Genomic DNA, 15356 nt, shown 5'->3' with positions numbered 1-15356 from the left:
CACGCAGTTGACCAGGGGCTATAGCTCAGTTGGTAGAGCGCTTCGTTCGCATCGAAGAGGTCAGGAGTTCGAATCTCCTTAGCTCCACAGTGAAGGCTGACATCAGACAACAACGTCGACGGACCGCACATAGCAAAGCGTCAAGGGGACTCGACCTTTCAGGACAGTTTCGAAGCATGTATAGAGCGACCCCAAAAGCTGCTAAGAGCGACGACCAATAATCTGTGTCTACCGCGGCGACCCAAATACGCCGCGGTGGGCGTGAGTAGTTCGGCTGCGGGTGATCCCAAGGATTCCTCATCCTCACGCCCGAATCGATAAGGCCCTGCGTACCCGTGTCTGTTGACACGGGTAAGACCTGGATCACGACCCTGGTGGGTAGGTCCTTATATGGCGCAGGTTTCCGGCCTTCGATGTGGTCGACGACCTCCAGGAGCCGTGTACGGATGGCATCTCCGAACGGGAGGACCACGCCCTTCCGGGCCCCGGGCACCACATCGAGAACCTGCTCAACGCTTTCGGTCATGCTGTTTGCGGGAGAGCGCCTCGGCAAATCCGAGAGGCTCTGAGCCCTGTCTGCTGGAAGGCTTTCCGGGGGTTTAGATGGGGAGTCCGTCGTCGACTGGCAGGGGTCAGTGTGGCCGATTTTTGCGGAGGTATTCCCGCAGTCCGGGGATGGCGAAGTCGGTTTTTCCGTGGCCGATTGATTCGATGAGGCCTGCGGCGAGGAGTCTGGTCCGGTATTTGGCCACGAGAGTGGGCCGTGAACCGGTTCGCTGGACGATGTCCCCGGCCGTGGAGGGTCCGTCGTCGATGGCCATGGCGTGCAGGATCTCCTGGTCTTTGGCGGATGCCGCGGCGAGGGCGGCTTCGATGACGACGCGTTCGTTGCGTCGGATGGCGGCGGCAATTGCCCGGTCGACGGCGGCGGAGGAGAGGTCGCCGTTGTTGTTCTCGGCCTCGCGCCAGAGGAAGTAGCCGACCAGTTGGATGAGGAAGGGGTAGCCTCCGGTGGTTGTCGCTGCCTTGTGCACCAGGTCCGGGTCGATGGTGATCCCGGCAGCGGCGAAGGTTTCCGTGAAGGATGTCTCGACGTCGCGTACCGCGGCGGCATGGAGATCGATCTTGTCGGCTCTGCGAAGGAATGTTGCCACGCCCTCGTTCAGGAGGTCCGATACGGCAGAGGGAAGGCCGGCGAAGATCAGTGCGATGGGCAGCCGGTCTTGGATGAAGTGCTGGACGTTGGCCGCCAGCTGGGCCAGTTCGGCTCGGTCGGCGGCATGGATCTCGTCGACGGTGATGAGGAGCCCGGTCCCGCGTTCGTCGAGAAGCTTCAGGAGTGTTTCCCCCAGTTCCCACCAGTCCACCTGGCGTTCGGGCGAAAGTTGGGACGTGACACTGAACCCGGCAAGGGAAATCCCTGTGATACGACGGCGGGATTCGGGTTGGTCGCCAAGCTCCTGGGTGAGCCGGCGCATTTTTTCGCCGATTCGGCCCATGAAGGTTCCGGTCGCGGTCTCCGCCACCACTGCCCATCCGTGCTCCTGGGCCAGGTCATGGGCCGCCCCCAGCATGACCGTCTTGCCGATGCCGCGGGCACCGGTGAAGATGGACAGGAGTCCAGGGGCTCCGGAGCCGAGCCTAAGGCCATATTCGAATTCATCCAGGAGTCCGGAGCGGCCGATGACTTCCGGTGGGGTGGCTCCGGCCGTAGGTCGGAACGGGTTGTCTGTGTCGAGCACGCCACGTCCTCAGGTGAATCTGGGTGAATTTGGTGAATTTTGGAATCCGGGTGAATTTGGTGAACTTTTGACCATGGTACTCGTGTTCGTCGGATCCGAGCCGCTGAGGCGACCTGGTCCATGTCCGCCACACGTTTACCCCACGGAAACGATGAAAATGCTGACATGTCACGGACTTTGCATCCCACGAAAATCCCCTAGATTCCGCGGATTATCCAGCCAACACAAGCCGCTGATAAGCAACGAAAAGTGCCCTCCCGTGAGAAAAGGTCAGGAGTTCGAATCTCCTTAGCTCCACAGTGAAGGCCCTCCGACCTGCGGAAACGTGGGGGCGGGGGTCTTACTTGTGCCGTCGACCCAAAGAGCTACGAGCTGGGTTGGGCAGAAACGCGTCAAAACGGCCCCTAATGATGGGCGCGCAAGCTTGAGCGTGTCTGTCGTATCTCCCCCAACATGGCTCGACGCACAAAGCATACCGGGCGCATGTCTTATTTTGTCATTTCCATGGAGATATCAAGTTCCTGCCCGTTTCATCAACACTCCGGAGGCGTCCATGCCGCGTGTGGAACCGCCGTCGATTTCTGCATAAAAAACCGGACGACCGCCTTGTTTAAACCGATGGGAGTCCTTATGCTCCTTGGTGGGGCGGATCTGGCCGGACCCGATAGGAACATGTCTAAGGAGAAATCATGGAAGCTACAGCACGTTTGTCACGCCGGTCGATCGCCATCGCCGGGGGTATTGGGGTTGGTGGTCTGGCTTTGGCCAGCATCAGCGTGATGTACATTGCCGGAATGTTCGGTCTTTCCACGGCCTTCGCCTCGCAGATCGTGACCGCTATTGAGGTCGGCGGCTTTGCCCTGGCCATCGTCATGGGCCTGCTCTCCGGTGGCATCGCGACTGCGGTCATCGCCACGGCCCGCTGGGCTGTTTCCGCCCTGGGCAAGAAGGCAGCCGTCGCTTAGGCGGCGGTAGCTGTCCGGAATTGAGCATGAGCGTCAGGAACGGTGACAGGCCGCTGCTTCTTATCGCCATGGCACTGTCCCTGGCGCTCATGCTGGGCGGGTTTGTCACGGGGTTCCAAACGAACCTGCCCGCCGGTGCCCTGCAACCGACAGGGACCGGGGTAGCCTCCCCGTGGTGGTCGGTGTTCGGCCGGATCCTGCTGGCGAACGGGCCGGCATTGTGTCTTGCCTTCTCTGGTGTTGTCACCGGCGGGATCTCAACGCTGATCGCCTGGCCGCTGACGGCGGTCTACATCGGCGCCACGATGCGCACCGCCTCCTCCCAGCTGGGTCTGGGTGAGGTTCTCGGGACGATCTGGGTGTACGCGCCGGCTGAATTCGCGGCATTGCTGATCGCCGCCGGCGCGGGGCTTATGCCGGCTGCAGCAGCGGCCCGGGCCGCACTGTCCGATAACGGCAACCAGAGTTCCTTCCAGCAATACACCCGCACCATCCCGGCCGCTTTGAAGGTCTTCACCCTGGCGGCCGCCGTGCTGGTGGTCGCCGCAGCCGTCGAAACAGCCGTCATCACGAGTAAAGGAATCCCAGCGTGAGCACCCTCGAAAAGAGGCTGGAGCCTCCCGCCCGCCCTGCGGCACGGCTCCGCCGCAGCACCGCACCCCTGATCTGGACCAGCGGCGTCGCGGCTTTGTTGGTGTTGCTGCTGCTCAGGAGCCAGCAGCTGCACAGCACTGTAGCGGCCAAAGTCGCCGAGACAACTGCTGCGAAAGAGCTGACAGATCCTGCCCTGACCGAACTGTCGGTGAATATCGGCTTCTACCTGGGCGTGGTCATCTCAGCCGTGCTCGCCTGCGTGTACTTCTCCCTCGCCTCGATCGCCGAAAGCACCTTCTTCCCGGGCGTGAGCCGGGGACCGGACAGGTACCGAGTCGGCGTCTTGGGTGCGGTCGCCGTGGTGTCCCTGCTCAGCGTCCAGCTCATCAGCCTGCTGCTGTCGATCCCTTCACCCAAGGACCACTGGCTCGCCTTCGTCTTCGTGGCACTGGTGGGTTTGGGAGTCCCGTGGCTGTACCGCAGCCAAGGGAGCACCTCCGGGCGGCAGCCTCTGGTGCTCTTCGCCGCATCCGAGGCCATCGCGGCCGTATCACTTGCCCTCTAGAAACAGAAAAAGGTCGGCTCACGTCATGTACTCACCCTTCGTCCGCAGGATCGTCGCCGGACTGGCCCTTGCCTGTGTGCTGCTGTCCGCGGTCTTCTCGCTCCTTGGCCTGCCACCGAACCCGGGCTTCGTCTGGGTCTCGGCCGCCGTCGGCGCAGCGGCGCTGCTGATAGCACTGGTGACGCCGCTAAGCCCGAAGCGGGACACCGGTCTTTTCATCGTCGCGGGCATCGCCGGGGAGTGTTTTCCGGGGCGTCCGGTTTCGGGTTCCCGCAGAACATTCCGTTGTGGATCTGGGTCATCTGTTGCCTCGGCACCGCGACGCTGGCCATCGTCACCGACGCGGACTCTGCCCAGAGCAAGTCCGTCAACCGTCTCTGACACCGCACGGATGGGAAGTCAAACAGCAGCACTGAAATTCGCCGGCGTCAGGATGCTCTCGGTCCTGGGCTGGCGGCTCTCACTCACCATGCTGGCCACGCTTGGGATCGCCGCGTGGGCCGTCCTGGTCTTGGCCGTGCTGGCCGGCTCACTGCTGGCGCTGCGGTTGATCCGCGACGGACTCACTCCAGCAACCGCCATCGGAACCAGCGGGGGAGCCGGTACGACGGCGGTGGTGGTCCTGGCACTGGCCGCCTGCCTGTACCTCGCACTCGGAGCCTGGGCGAGGGAAGCGTTCAGCTCCCGCCGCTTCGCTGTCCGATTCAGCCCCAACCGGGCACTGTACCGGACCGTGGACGTCAGGATGCATCACGTGTTCATCGCCGAGGCCGGCCCGCGTGCCGCGCTGCTGTTCGGCCCGTCCGCGGCGATCTGCTCCGCCGCCCTGATCGTCACCCACGAACAAGGCAGGGAAACGGCGCCCTGGTACGGGGTCCTGTGGGTGACGCCGTTTCTGGTGACCGGTTCCTGGCTGGCCCTGTCCGCCCGGCTCGCGGCAGTCGACCCGCCCCGGGTGACCGTCCGCCGACGGCTGGCCCTGGCCGGGCTGGCCAGCGTTGCCGCCGGGGTGCCCGGTATCTTCCTGGGGCGTGTCCTAACGGAGCTGCCAGATTCCGGGAAAGTGGCCGCCCTGGCCATGCCGTCCGGTTTGGACGCAGGGCCGTGGGCCATTCTCGCTGCCGTGGCGGCCAGCCTTGTGTGTGCAGGGTTTGCGGCGCGGAGCCTGCTGTCCATCAAAAGGGACCCGTTCCCGGTCACCGCGAAAATACCCGGAACCGGCGCCTCTGCCGTTTCGGTTGCGGCGGATCCGGCGCGGATCATTCGCCGGTTCCTGGCCCTGAACATCGTCAAGGACAAGTCCTTCGCCGTGCTCACGGGGATCGGGCTGGGCCTGCTGCTGCTGGCATCGGTGGTGCTGGGGTTACGGATGGGCGGGATCGGCCCCGACTACTTCGATCAAGTACCCGGCATCGGTGCGGTGGCGGCGCTGATCGTGTTCACGGTCAGCCTGATCGGTTCGGAGCTGATCTCCAAGGCCAACAACCCCGCCGGGCTGCTCCCGCAGCTGCGCTACGCCTTCGAATCCGGGGTCCCCGCCGGGAAACTGGCCTGGGCGGTTGTCTTGACCCAGTCCCTGCCCCTGACTGCCCTCGCCGCCCCCACCCTGGCCATGATCGTCTGGATCCTGACCGGTGACGTGCCCGTTGGGCTGGTCTGCATTCCGTGGTCGATCGCGGCGGCCGGGATCGTCGGTGCCACCGTCAGCCGGATCCGGGCCACGCAGGCCGACGGGTCGATGGAAACCTCGCTAGCCGCGGCGTTCATCGCGGTGGTCCTCTCCGTTCCCGCCCTTGGCCTGAGCCTAGTCGGCGGGCTCTATCCGTCCATTGCCGCGGCAGCATACGCGGCCCTACTTACAGGAGGTGCCCACCGGTGCCTGAAACGCAGCATCCTGTCCCGACGATAACCCTGGAACGCGTCTTCGCCGGCTACACCGAGGAACGGCCCGTGTTCGAAAACTTGTCTTTCACCCTCACCGGCCCCGCCCTCATCCACCTTAAGGGCCGTAACGGATCCGGGAAATCAACCCTGGTGGAACTTGTCAGCGGCTACCTCAAACCCTGGTCCGGGACCGTGGCCGTCACCGGCCTGGGAGCCGCGGACCCGCACAGCCAGGCCCGGCGCAGGATCTGCCGCTCTGACCCGGCCCTGTTCGCTCCCATGACCGCCAAAGACCACCTCGCCTTCGCATGCATCGCCCGCAACTGCGACCCCGGCGCGGAACTGGAGCGTGCGGCGCAGCTGGGCGTGGCCGAATGGTTGGACGAGAACGCCGGGAACCTCTCCACCGGCAACACCCGCAAGCTCTGGTACCTAATGAACACCGTCGGCCACTTCGACACCCTTCTCCTCGATGAACCCCTCAACGGGGTGGACGCCGAAGGAGCCGACGCCATGGCCGCCGAAATCCGGAACTGGGCCAGAACAAAGCTCGTCGTAGTCATCACCCACTCGCTGCACGACCTCCTGCCCGAAGCGGAAACGATCACGCTCGAGGACCTCACCGCCGGCCCGCGCAACGCAGGAGCGCGCAGATGAAGACCATCGTTTCTAGCATCGGTGCAAGCTACGGCGCCAGGCAGGTCTTTCAGGACATTTCCTTCACACTGAACCCGGGCGAAATCGTCGGTCTCGTCGGCCCCAACGGACACGGCAAAACCACACTGATGAAACGCATGCTCGACCTCATGCCCGGCACGGGCACGGCAACGTTCAATGGAACCCCCTACAACGCACTGGACTCACCGCAACGCTGCGTCGGGGCTCTCCTGGGGACAGACGGGTTCCATCCAGGCCGCACCGCGCTGAACCACCTGCGCATGATCGGCGCGCCCCTTGGTATCACGGCCAGGCGGGCCCAGCACGCCCTGGCCACTGTTGGCCTCGCAGACGCCGCGAAAGCCACCCCCGCCTCGTATTCGATGGGTATGAAACAACGGCTGGGGCTGGCCGCCGCGTTGATGTGCGACCCCGAGCTGCTGATCCTTGACGAACCCACCAACGGCCTGGACATGGACGGGGTCATCTGGTTCAGGGCCACCCTCCGGGCCCTGGCGCAGGAAGGACGGACCATCCTCTTGTCCACGCACATCCTGGACGAACTGGAAAAGGTCGCCGACCGGGTCCTGATCCTGCACACCGGGAAACTGCGGGCTGACTGCCGCATGGACGAAGTCCGGACCCTCAACCTCAAACCGGCCGTCATCGCCACCCTCGACCGTGCCCAGGAATTCGCCCTTATCCTCAAGCAAGTGCCCGGCGTGACGGTCACTGAAGCCGGCGACACCTTGACCATTGCCGGGCTTGCGGCCTCCGAGGTCGGCGCCCTTGCCCACCGGCACGGCCACGCGATCTACTCCCTCGGCACCACCACTCCCACACTGGAAGACAGCTACGCGTCCATCGTCGGCGCAAACCCTTCCCCCGTACTCCCGGAGCAGGCAGCATGAACATCACCCCGGCCATGCGATACGAATGGGTCCGGCTGACCACCACCAAGGGCCTCCTCCTGCTGACCGCCGTCGTGGTCCTCGGTGCGTTGGTCATCAGTTGGGCGATGACCATGATGATGGCCGCGGCCGCCCCCGACATGACAGACGCGGCGGCCACCGAAGCTGCCACCGTCGCCGCGACCCGGACCCCGTTCCTTCTTCTTGCGGCCGGCCTTCTCGGGGCCTTCGCCTTCGGCCAGGAAAAACGCCACGGCACCCTCACCCACGCGCTCCTGGCCACCCCGGACCGGACATCCCTGTTCACCGCCAAGGTCTGCACGACCCTGGCGGTCACCACCGCCTGGGCGGTGGTCACAGTGCCGGCGGCGGTAGTGGTGTCCAATCTGGTCCTGAACACCGGACACCTGTTCCAAAGCGACCCACGGGTGCTGGCTGGTTTCCTCGCTTTGGCCAATCTCTGGGCGCTGGCAGGGACGGCCGCCGGGATCCTGCTCACCCGGACCGGTGCCATCATCTTCCTGATCGCCGGGTCCACGATGCTCGAACCGCTGCTCGGCCAACTGCTGGGCAGGATCGAGCTTTGGGGGACCTCCGGAGCGGCGTTCCTTCCCTTCACTGCCGGAGCCGCTCTCATCAGTTTCGAAGACCCAGGCTTCGCTGTCGTCCTCGCCGAAACCGCACCGCGACTACCAGCCCTGGCCGGCGCAGCAGTATTCCTCACCTATATCTGTGCCGCGCATGTGTTCGCCATAAGACGGGTCCTCAAAACCGCGCACTAGCCAAGCTAAGGGACAGACATCTGCCCGGCACGTGGCTCCATACTTTTTGCGGATCCAGAGGTCAGCCAGCGAGCCGTGGAAGTCGAAGTCGCTCTGCTTGCCGAGCCGGAGAACCTCCACTCTGACGTGCACTCCAAAAGCCGCTGGCGGCACCGGCCTCGGCCAACGGGGAGCCAGCCGAGAGCCTGCGGAGTGCCTAGGCGAAAACGATGCCCTCCGGAACATCCGGGCGGATTTCCGTCCCGACCTTGCGCGCCAGCAGATCGTCCAGGCGGTCCAGCGGACCAATCAGGACGCGGCCACCTGCCTTGGCAACCCGGATCGCGGCGTCGACCTTCGGCTTCATGGATCCCTCGGCGAAAGCCAGCTCGGAGATGGCTTCCGGCGAGGCAGTCAGGATGTCGCGCTGCTCGGGGGTGCCCCAGTTTTCGCTGACATAGTCGCCGTCGGTGAGCATGATGAGGGTGTCGGCCCCGAGCTCCGCGGCAAGGGCAGCGCTGGCAAGGTCCTTGTCGACGACGGCCTGCATGCCGGTCTGGCGGCCCTTGGCATCGATCTTCACGGGAACGCCGCCACCGCCAACGCATACCACCAAGCGGCCGTTCTCCAGGAGCAACCGGACCAACGGCGCCTGGAGGATGCTGACGGGGTCCGGAGAAGGAACGACGCGGCGGAAAGCGTTGCCGTCCTTGGCAATGGTCCAGCGGTACTCGGACGCCGCTTCCGCGGCATCCTGCGCGGAGTACTGGGGACCGATGAGCTTGGTGGGCCGATCAAAGGCGGGATCGTGTTCGTCCACCACGGTGGTGGTCACGACGGCGGCAACCTCCCGCTCCCCGGCCAGGGCATTGGAGAGTTCCTGTTGGATCACGTAACCGATCATGCCCTGGGTTTCGGCGCCCAGGATGTCCAAGGGGTATGCCGCGACGTCCTGGTAGGCCAGGTTCTGCAGGGCCAGCAGGCCGACCTGGGGACCGTTGCCGTGCGTGATCACCAGCTCGTGCTCCTTTGCCAGGCCGGCGAGGGCCTGGCAGCTTGCTTTCACGTTCGCACGCAGGCGGTCTGCCGTCATCGGCTCACCGCGGCGGGCCAGGGCGTTTCCGCCCAATGCAACCACTAATCGCATTTTGGATCCTCCTCTGGAACTGGCTTCAAGATAGCCATGATGGTATACCATCATCAGAACCAGCGGCTGAATGGGTCGCGTCTAGCCCGGAAACGCGGACGAGGGAGGGTCATGAAAGCATCGGTGCGACTAAACCGTATACCATCTGTCTCTTTGGATTCGGTGTTGCTCCCTGCCCTCCGTGAAAACCCGGGCACGGGAAAGGTACATTCGGTCTTTGACAGGGTCATCAACGTGCTGGCCCCCTCCGGCCAGCTGGTCGCCCTCGCCGCCCAACAATTGGATGACGCGCCTTGGACCATCCGCGTCGAACTGGGCGACTGGAGCAGTGCGCGTGTCCAGGCCGGCGATCCAGTGGGCTTCAGCGCACGGCAGATCTGTTTCGAGAACCCGGACGCACCCACAGTGGCTTTGCCTGGAGCCCGGGAATGGTTCGCCAAGAAGATCCCGCTGGAACATCTCGCGGCAGAAGAGTTCCAGGTACGCAGCCACGTCCTCGCCGGACTGCTCGACGAACACGGCGTCCGTGGCGGAATCCTTGAGGAGTCCGAGCCTGCCAATGCATTCGAGGAAGGAATCGCCGCAGGCCTGCGCAACGGATGCGAGGCCCTCGTGGCAGCAATCCGTGCCGACCAGCCCGGCCGCATCGGCGAGACCGCGCTGCAGTTGCTCGGTCTCGGCCCCGGGCTCACCCCGGCCGGCGACGATTTCCTCAGCGGCCTGGCATTGCTCGCGGCGCAGCCCGGAAGCCGGCTCGGCGGGGCGCGCGAAGTGCTCTCCGCCGTCGTCGGGCAACACTCAGACCGCACCACCCTGCTCAGCTGGACGACGCTGCGGGAATCGCTTCACGGGCGCGCCCGCGAAAGTGTCCTCGAGCTGCTCAGCCAGCTCTTCCGCCAGCGCGCGGGAAGTCCGGCCGAATTTGCCCGGCACCTTCGAGCCCCGGTGAACCGCGCCCTGCGCATCGGCCACACCTCGGGGACAGACATCCTGTCCGGCCTACTGGCCGGACTCCGCCTCGAAACAGAACTGAGAGGATCCATGTGAGTGTCACAGCGGTGATCAAGACGAACAGCTACTTCGATTCGGTGTCGCTGATGTCGATATCGACGAAAGCGAACGCGATCGACGGCGTCGAACAGGCGTTCGTCGCGATGGGGACCGAGATGAACAGGGGAGTCCTGAAGAACCTCGGCCTGCTCACCCCCGAACTCGCCGAAGCGGGCAACGGCGACCTGATGATCGTCGTCGTCCCGTCCGACGGCGGGAACCCGGACGCCATCATTCCGCAGATCGAGGAACTGCTCACGCGCCGGGCACCGTCCGGCGGCGCCGCGGAGATTTCGTACCGGACCATCGCGGCGGCGGCACAGGCCGACGCCGGGGCGAACCTTGCGATCATCGCGGTCAACGGCGCCTATGCGGGGCGCGAGGCACGCAAGGCCCTTGAAAACGGGCTGAGCGTGATGATGTTCAGCGACAACGTCCCTGTCGAAGAGGAAATCGCCCTGAAGGCCCTTGCCCACGAGAAGGGTCTGCTCATGATGGGTCCCGACTGCGGAACTGCCATCATCAACAACGTAGCCCTCTGCTTCGGCAACGCCGTCCGCCCCGGCCCGATCGGCATCGTCGCCGCGTCCGGCACCGGGTCGCAAGAGGTCAGTGTCCGGATCCACGGGCTAGGCGGCGGCGTCTCCCAGCTGATCGGCACCGGCGGGCGCGACCTGAGTGCCGAAGTAGGCGGCGTCATGATGATCGACGGAATCCGCGCCCTCGCCGCGGACCCGAAGACCGAAGCGATAGTCCTGGTGTCAAAGCCGCCGGCGCCCGAGGTCGAGAGGAAGGTGCTCGCGGAGATCGCCGACGCAGGCAAGCCCGTGGTGGCCTACTTCATCGGCGGTTCCGAAGAAGCTGTCACCGCTGCCGGCGGCCACTTCGCCGCGAGCAGCCTCGACGCCGCCCTGGCCGCGGTGCGCCTCACCGGCTCGCCTTCCGCCACTGCCCCCGCCGTCGACGCCGCGCGCGTCGAATCCGTGCGCGCCCACCTCTCGCGGGAGCAGACGAACATCCGCGGACTCTTCTGCGGCGGCACACTGTGCGACGAGTCGATGTACGCGCTACTCAACGACGGCGAGGAAGTCTGGAGCAACATCCGGAAGAACCCGGAATTCGTGCTCGGCGCGGGCAGCCCGAGCACCGGGCACACTTTCCTCGACTTCGGTGACGACGAATTCACCAACGGCCGCCCGCACCCGATGATCGATCCGTCCCTGCGCCTGGCCCGCCTGGTCGAAGAGGCGAAGGATCCTTCCGTGGCCGTCATCATCATGGACTTCGTGTTGGGCTTCGGCGCCCACGAGGACCCGGTGGGCGTCACCCTCCCGGCGATCGCCGAAGCCAAGAGGATCGCCGCCGACGCCGGCCGCCACCTTGAGATCGTCGCGTACGTCCTCGGGACGGACCTGGATACGCCGGGCCTCGCGGCCCAGACTGCGGCCCTTGAAGCGGCCGGGGTCACCATCACCAGCAGCAGCACCGAGACGGGCGAATTCGCCCGCGCAATTGTCCGGGAGGGTATCAAGGCATGAGCATGTCGAAGCTTTTCGATAGTGAGTTGAACGTTGTCAACGTCGGCCTGGCGATGTTCGAAGAGGACATTGCCGCGCAGGGCGCCAAGGTCCGCACCTTGGATTGGGCTCCTCCCGGTGGTGGCAAGCCGGAGGTGATCGCCGCGCTGGACAAGCTTGAGCGGCCGGAGATCGCGGAGAAGATCGCCGCCGCGAACGCCGAGGCCGCGGACCGCATCATGAAGGCCAAGCCAATGTTGGTGGGCTTCGGCCGCGCGATCGACGTCGTTCCTGGCATGACGGCCACCACCATCCTGCACGCCGGCCCGCCCATCACCTGGGAGCGGATGTCGGGCCCGATGAAGGGTGCCGTGACCGGTGCGCTGGTCTTCGAAGGACTCGCCGCCGACCTCGTTGAGGCTGAAGAAGTGGCCGCGTCCGGGAAGATCACTTTCTCGCCCTGCCACGAGCACGACTGCGTCGGCTCCATGGCCGGGGTCACCTCCGCATCCATGTACATGCACGTGGTCCACAACGAGACCCACGGGAACTACGCATACACCAACTTGTCCGAGCAGATGGCCAAGATCCTGCGCATGGGCGCCAACGACCAGAGCGTCATTGACCGCCTTGTCTGGATGCGGGATGTCCTGGGCCCCATGCTCAAGGAAGCCATGGAAATCGGCGGGGACATCGACCTGCGCCTGATGCTCGCCCAGGCCCTCCACATGGGCGACGAAGCGCACAACCGCAACGTTGCCGGCACCGTGCTGTTGTTCCAGGCACTGGCACCCGCCCTCCTGCACACCGGCTTCAGCACGGAGCAGAAGAAGGAAGTCTTCGACTTCATCGCCAGTTCCGACTACTTCTCCGGCCCCACCTGGATGGCGACGGCGAAAGCGGCCCTCGATGCGGCCCACGGCATCGAAGGCTCCACCATCGTCACCACCATGGCGCGCAACGGCGTCGAATTCGGTGTCCGGGTGAGCGGCTTGCCAGGGAGCCACTGGCTCACGGGACCGGCCCAGAAGGTCATCGGTCCCATGTTCGCCGGCTACAAGCCGGAGGACTCCGGGCTGGACATCGGCGACAGCGCGATCACCGAGACCTACGGTTTCGGCGGCTTCGCCATGGCCGCGGCCCCGGCAATTGTCGCGCTCGTGGGCGGCACGGTGGAGGACGCGGTCGCCTACACGCACGCAATGGCCGAAATCACCACCACCGAGAACCGAAATATCACCATCCCCTCGCTGGGCTTCCGAGGCCTGCCGACGGCGATCGACGTCCGCAAGGTGCTGGACACCGGCATCCTCCCCGTCATCAACACGGCCATCGCGCACAAGGACGCCGGCATCGGCATGATCGGCGCCGGCATCACCCACCCACCGGTTGAGGCGTTCGAGAAGGCCATCATCGCCCTCGCGGACAAGCTCGCCTGAACCGGCCCCAAGAGAAAGCAGTCGCTGATATGACAACACCGCCGGACACAGTTGAAGTCACCGCTGCCGGGGCCCGGCTCGAATCCGAATTCGAGCACTCCCCGGTTCCCGAGTCCCACCGGAAATCTCTCCTGACGGTTTCGGCCGTCTGGTTCGGATTCCCGATGATCCTCACTAATGCCGTGCCCGGTGGCCTCGTGGTTGCCTTGCTCGGCTTCTGGCAGGGACTCGCCGCGATTGTCGTTGCTAATCTCTTCATGTTCGCCTACGTCAGCCTGCTGAGCTACCGGGCCGGCAAGACGGGCAAGAGCTTCTCTTTGCAAGCCACGGAAACCTTCGGCACCGCCGGCTATGCCATTGCTTCAGGCTTTCTGGCCACCGTGGTGGTGGGCTGGTTCGCCTTCAACACCGGCGCCACCGGGGCCAGCTTGAACAAGGCGTTCGGCTGGAACGAGGCGCTGGTGGTCGCGATTGCCGGCGTCGCCTTCATCGCGGTGACCTATCTTGGCATCAAGGCGCTGTCCTGGCTGGGCGCCATCGCGGCTCCGTTGTTCATCGTGGTGGTGATCATCGCCATCGCGATCGCCGCGCAGAGCCACGACCTAGGCCAGATCGTGAACTATCAGGGCGTGGGCGGCGGTGCCATGACCTTCGGTGTGGCTGTCACCTCGATTATGGCAACCTTCGCCGACTCCGGAACCATGACGGCGGACTTCACCCGCTGGTCGAAGAACGGCCGCGAAGCCGTGCTCGCCACCGTCACCGCGTTCCCGTTCGCGAGCCTCGTGGCCCAGCTCAGTGGTGGCCTGCTGGTCGCCGCAGGCGCCATAGCGGCCGCGGAGACCGCCGGCGGCAACTTCACCCCGATCCTCACCGGCGTGAACAACCCGCTGCTCAACGCCCTGGTGGTGGTGTTCGTGGTCATCAACCTCGGTTCGGTGTGTACGCACTGCCTCTACAACGGGGCCCTGGGCTGGTCCCATCTGACCCGGTCCAAGATGCGCCTCCTCACCCTGGTGCTCGGTGTAATCGGCGTCGTGGTGGCGCTCCTGGGCGCATGGAACTACTTCGTGAATTGGCTCGCCTTCCTGGGCGTACTGGTTCCGCCTCTCGGTGCCGTGCTCATCGCGGACCAGATCATCCTGCGCAAGCGCCTGCCCGACCGGAGCGAGGCGAAGGTCCGCCCGACGGCGTTCATCGCCTGGGCCATCGGGGCCGCTGCCGCCGTCGTGGTCCACTTCAACGCGCCGATGCTTTCTGATGCGGTGGTCGGCCTCATCGTCGGTGTTGTCGCCTACCTCGCGATCGAGTCGCTGGCCGCCCGGGTGACGGCCAAGTAGGCAGTATTCCGACACGCCGCTGGAATTTCACCTGCAGGACAACTTCGCAGGTGGTTTGGGGCCCTACGATAAGTCGTCATCACTCGTCTATAGAGGAGATCCATTGTCGTACCAGCAGCAACAGACTGTCCCGGCCGGCAGCGCCGTCCCGCTTTGGGCCCCGTACTACGGTGCGCCCATCGGGGAGGCCGCACGCCGGTTCTTCAAGAAGTACGCCACCTTCACCGGCCGCGCCAGCCGCAGCGAATACTGGTGGTGGACCCTCATCTCCGTCGTCGTGAGCATCGTGCTCAACATCATCACGTCCGTGGCAGGCTCCGCCGGCGCTACAGTGAGTGACGCCGGAACCATGGTTCCCGGTCCCGGCGCGATTGTCGGCGTCATCCTCTTGGTCATCTGGGGCCTGGCCGTCATTGTCCCGTCCCTGGCCCTCGTCGTCCGCCGCCTCCACGATGCGAACTTCAGCGGCTGGATGATCCTGATTGGCCTCGTTCCGTTCCTCGGTGCACTGGCCCTGCTCGTCTTCATGTTCCTTCCGCCCAAGCCGGAAGGCCAGCGGTTCGACGTCCCGGCCTAGCCTCACGGTAGCGGCAACACTAAAGGCCATCGGCGTCATGCCGGTGGCCTTTGGCGTCGGTTCGCAATTTACCTATTTTCGATCATGGATAGTTTCGGCAACGCTCGAACTGCGGTGGAGGCGATAATCCAGCAACCTGAGGAGTTCGCAACGAGCTCCGTTGCCAATGGTTGGCAATCGGTTGTCAAGCATTGCCAATCTGGCTAG

The 15356-nt window shown here is 64.9% G+C and carries 14 protein-coding genes and 1 tRNA gene; 13 read left to right on the top strand and 2 right to left on the bottom strand.

Annotated elements, in window-relative coordinates; translation table 11 throughout:
* Nucleotides 1-14 precede the first annotated feature (14 nt).
* Nucleotides 15-87: transfer RNA gene (locus tag ACX5I4_RS15490), tRNA-Ala, on the top strand.
* A 545-nt stretch (nt 88-632) separates the two neighbouring features.
* Here the strand turns inward: ACX5I4_RS15490 and ACX5I4_RS15485 are convergent.
* A complete protein-coding gene (locus ACX5I4_RS15485; protein WP_461837429.1) occupies nt 633-1742 on the bottom strand; it encodes an ATP-binding protein in 1110 nt (369 codons plus the stop codon).
* A gap of 689 nt (nt 1743-2431) precedes the next feature.
* Between ACX5I4_RS15485 and ACX5I4_RS15480 the strand changes: the two genes are divergently transcribed.
* Genes ACX5I4_RS15480 through ACX5I4_RS15450 form a run of 7 tightly spaced genes read left to right on the top strand, consistent with a single transcriptional unit; the run spans nt 2432 to nt 8100 of the window.
* A complete protein-coding gene (locus ACX5I4_RS15480) occupies nt 2432-2707 on the top strand; it encodes a hypothetical protein (protein WP_461837428.1) in 276 nt (91 codons plus the stop codon).
* 26 nt (nt 2708-2733) lie between these two features.
* Nucleotides 2734-3300 carry a stage II sporulation protein M gene (locus ACX5I4_RS15475; protein ID WP_461837427.1) on the top strand — a complete coding sequence of 189 codons (567 nt, stop codon included), beginning with the start codon at nt 2734-2736 and terminating at the stop codon, nt 3298-3300.
* Nucleotides 3297-3866 carry a hypothetical protein gene (locus ACX5I4_RS15470; protein ID WP_461837426.1) on the top strand — a complete coding sequence of 190 codons (570 nt, stop codon included), beginning with the start codon at nt 3297-3299 and terminating at the stop codon, nt 3864-3866. Before ACX5I4_RS15475 ends, ACX5I4_RS15470 begins: the two co-directional genes overlap by 4 nt.
* A gap of 25 nt (nt 3867-3891) precedes the next feature.
* Nucleotides 3892-5775, top strand: coding sequence for a hypothetical protein (locus tag ACX5I4_RS15465; RefSeq protein WP_461837425.1), 1884 nt, complete (start codon nt 3892-3894; stop codon nt 5773-5775).
* Complete coding sequence (locus ACX5I4_RS15460) at nt 5742-6407, top strand: ABC transporter ATP-binding protein (RefSeq protein ID WP_461837424.1); 666 nt, start codon at nt 5742-5744, stop codon at nt 6405-6407. Before ACX5I4_RS15465 ends, ACX5I4_RS15460 begins: the two co-directional genes overlap by 34 nt.
* On the top strand, nt 6404-7318 hold the full coding sequence (locus ACX5I4_RS15455; protein WP_461837423.1) for an ABC transporter ATP-binding protein: 915 nt from the start codon (nt 6404-6406) through the stop codon (nt 7316-7318). Before ACX5I4_RS15460 ends, ACX5I4_RS15455 begins: the two co-directional genes overlap by 4 nt.
* The gene (locus ACX5I4_RS15450) at nt 7315-8100 is read left to right on the top strand and encodes an ABC transporter permease (protein WP_461837422.1); all 786 of its coding nucleotides are present in this window, start codon (nt 7315-7317) and stop codon (nt 8098-8100) included. The genes ACX5I4_RS15455 and ACX5I4_RS15450 overlap by 4 nt, the downstream gene beginning before the upstream one ends.
* Before the next feature lie 196 nt (nt 8101-8296).
* On the opposite strand, the gene ACX5I4_RS15445 is transcribed toward ACX5I4_RS15450, so the two are convergent.
* Nucleotides 8297-9226, bottom strand: a complete 930-nt coding sequence (locus ACX5I4_RS15445; protein WP_461837421.1) for a carbamate kinase — start codon at nt 9224-9226, stop codon at nt 8297-8299.
* Between the two features lie 165 nt (nt 9227-9391).
* On the opposite strand from ACX5I4_RS15445, the gene ACX5I4_RS15440 reads away from it, so the two are divergent.
* The 5 genes from ACX5I4_RS15440 (at nt 9392) to ACX5I4_RS15420 (ending at nt 15149) form a co-directional block, all read left to right on the top strand.
* A complete protein-coding gene (locus ACX5I4_RS15440) occupies nt 9392-10273 on the top strand; it encodes an oxamate carbamoyltransferase subunit AllH family protein (RefSeq protein ID WP_461837420.1) in 882 nt (293 codons plus the stop codon).
* On the top strand, nt 10270-11814 hold the full coding sequence (gene fdrA / locus ACX5I4_RS15435; RefSeq protein WP_461837419.1) for an acyl-CoA synthetase FdrA: 1545 nt from the start codon (nt 10270-10272) through the stop codon (nt 11812-11814). Before ACX5I4_RS15440 ends, fdrA begins: the two co-directional genes overlap by 4 nt.
* Nucleotides 11811-13232 carry a YlbE family protein gene (locus ACX5I4_RS15430; RefSeq protein WP_461837418.1) on the top strand — a complete coding sequence of 474 codons (1422 nt, stop codon included), beginning with the start codon at nt 11811-11813 and terminating at the stop codon, nt 13230-13232. The genes fdrA and ACX5I4_RS15430 overlap by 4 nt, the downstream gene beginning before the upstream one ends.
* A 29-nt stretch (nt 13233-13261) precedes the next feature.
* Nucleotides 13262-14572 (top strand): purine-cytosine permease family protein, encoded by a 1311-nt coding sequence (locus ACX5I4_RS15425; RefSeq protein ID WP_461837417.1) that lies wholly within the window; start codon nt 13262-13264, stop codon nt 14570-14572.
* Between the two features lie 103 nt (nt 14573-14675).
* Complete coding sequence (locus ACX5I4_RS15420; RefSeq protein ID WP_461837416.1) at nt 14676-15149, top strand: DUF805 domain-containing protein; 474 nt, start codon at nt 14676-14678, stop codon at nt 15147-15149.
* Nucleotides 15150-15356: the final 207 nt, after the last annotated feature.

The sequence above is a fragment of the Arthrobacter sp. MMS24-S77 genome (genome assembly GCF_054888235.1).
This window is presented reverse-complemented; position numbering and strand designations above follow the sequence as displayed.

Coding starts and splice junctions, on each gene's coding strand:
- ACX5I4_RS15480 (WP_461837428.1), top strand. CDS start 2,432: ATGGAAGCTACAGCACGTTTGTCACGCCGGTCGATCGCCATCGCCGGG.
- ACX5I4_RS15475 (WP_461837427.1), top strand. CDS start 2,734: ATGAGCGTCAGGAACGGTGACAGGCCGCTGCTTCTTATCGCCATGGCA.
- ACX5I4_RS15465 (WP_461837425.1), top strand. CDS start 3,892: ATGTACTCACCCTTCGTCCGCAGGATCGTCGCCGGACTGGCCCTTGCC.
- ACX5I4_RS15455 (WP_461837423.1), top strand. CDS start 6,404: ATGAAGACCATCGTTTCTAGCATCGGTGCAAGCTACGGCGCCAGGCAG.
- ACX5I4_RS15450 (WP_461837422.1), top strand. CDS start 7,315: ATGAACATCACCCCGGCCATGCGATACGAATGGGTCCGGCTGACCACC.
- ACX5I4_RS15445 (WP_461837421.1), bottom strand. CDS start 9,226: ATGCGATTAGTGGTTGCATTGGGCGGAAACGCCCTGGCCCGCCGCGGT.
- ACX5I4_RS15430 (WP_461837418.1), top strand. CDS start 11,811: ATGAGCATGTCGAAGCTTTTCGATAGTGAGTTGAACGTTGTCAACGTC.
- ACX5I4_RS15425 (WP_461837417.1), top strand. CDS start 13,262: ATGACAACACCGCCGGACACAGTTGAAGTCACCGCTGCCGGGGCCCGG.